Source organism: Emticicia fluvialis, assembly GCF_024793945.1.
Taxonomy (GTDB): domain Bacteria; phylum Bacteroidota; class Bacteroidia; order Cytophagales; family Spirosomataceae; genus Emticicia; species Emticicia fluvialis.
This window is the reverse complement of sequence record NZ_JANUSD010000037.1, coordinates 1-1,389: the sequence shown is the minus strand read 5'-3', so window position 1 is coordinate 1,389 and position 1,389 is coordinate 1. Positions and strand designations below refer to the sequence as shown.

Here is a 1,389-nt window from a genome sequence, read left to right as displayed (position 1 = left end):
TGTCTAGTCCTAAATAAGCGATACACTTATTTAGATTTAAAAAACTAATTTACGGAATCCAATTGGGAGTTTTCAATTGGATTCTTTTTTTATAAGTTCGGATTTTTACTTGGCATTGTTGATGCATTAATTGTGGTGTTTTATAATCGCAAGAATAATGAGGTCTAAATTGATTATATATATTAATACCGTTTTTCACTAATTGACTCATCATCTTCAGGTCAATGTTTCTATCATATCCAATGAATTCTTGTTTAATAATTCCGTTTACTCTTTCCGCAATTGCATTAGCATAAGGGTCATAACTTTCGGTCATACTACAAGTAATTGAATTTTTAGTTAAAATGTCTTGGTAGTCTCCACTGCAATATTGAAACCCTCTATCGGAGTGATGCGTTAAACTTGCTTTCCTATAAGTTCTATTTTTTATAGCCATCTTTAAAGCTTCTACCGATGCTTTTGTTTCTAATGTATTAGCAACATGATAGCCAACAATCTTTTTCGAGTACGCATCCGTCACCAATGATAAATACATTGGATTCGTTCTGTTACCAATATAGGTTATATCAGAAACCCATATCTGCTCCGGCCTATCTGGAGTCACATTTTCAATTAAATTCTTATGCTTTTTAAAACGATGATGAGAATCTGTTGTGATGTGATAACTCCTTTTAGGCTTGATTAATAGATTATTAGCTTTCAAAATAGAAAATAATCTATCTCGGCCAACCTTGAGTGGCTTCAATTTGTCTAATAATAAATAAAATAACTTTCTGGTACCGATTCGTGGCATTTTAAGACGAATATCCCGAACCATATCCAGAACTTTGTCAATTAACTTTCTTGTATGTTTGTTAATGTAAATTGAACGGTAATAAACCTGTCTATTAATCCCAAGCAATCTACATAAGCCAGTTAAGCTTTCTTTTTGTTCAGTCTTGTATCGATTGATTGCCTGGGTTAATACTTTTTTCTGATAGGAATTTTGAATTCTTCTTCAGCTATATCTATCATCATATCGAAGAATATAGCTTTCTTATCCGCCTGTTCCACTTTCTTTTCAAGCTCTTTCTTTTGCTTTTCTAATAGAAGAACCTTCTGCTCTAATTCTAACAGTTTCTGGTCTTTAGATTTTGGCATCTTTTGAGTCGATTTGTTTATCCAATCAAAGTTACCATATTTTCGTAGCCATGTAGTAATTGTAGAATGAGATTGTATCCCATATTTCCGAGCGGCGGCTTTTATTCCCAATTCTCCATTCTCAACCTCTTGAACTACGGCTAATTTAAAAGCATAACTGTAATCTTTCTGTGTACGCTTAATGTACTGATTTGCAATTGTTTCTTTCATAACATTACTTTTATTGTAACGCTATTTCAGGACGTGACA

The 1,389-nt window shown here is 32.8% G+C and carries 2 protein-coding genes; both read right to left on the bottom strand.

Annotated features, from left to right (window positions below; all coding sequences use genetic code 11):
- Positions 1-49: 49 nt before the first annotated feature.
- Positions 50-952, bottom strand: a complete 903-nt coding sequence (locus NZ848_RS21470; protein ID WP_259017223.1) for an IS3 family transposase — start codon at positions 950-952, stop codon at positions 50-52.
- A gap of 8 nt (positions 953-960) precedes the next feature.
- Positions 961-1,350 (bottom strand): helix-turn-helix domain-containing protein, encoded by a 390-nt coding sequence (locus NZ848_RS21465; RefSeq protein ID WP_259017222.1) that lies wholly within the window; start codon positions 1,348-1,350, stop codon positions 961-963.
- Between the last annotated feature and the right edge of the window lie 39 nt (positions 1,351-1,389).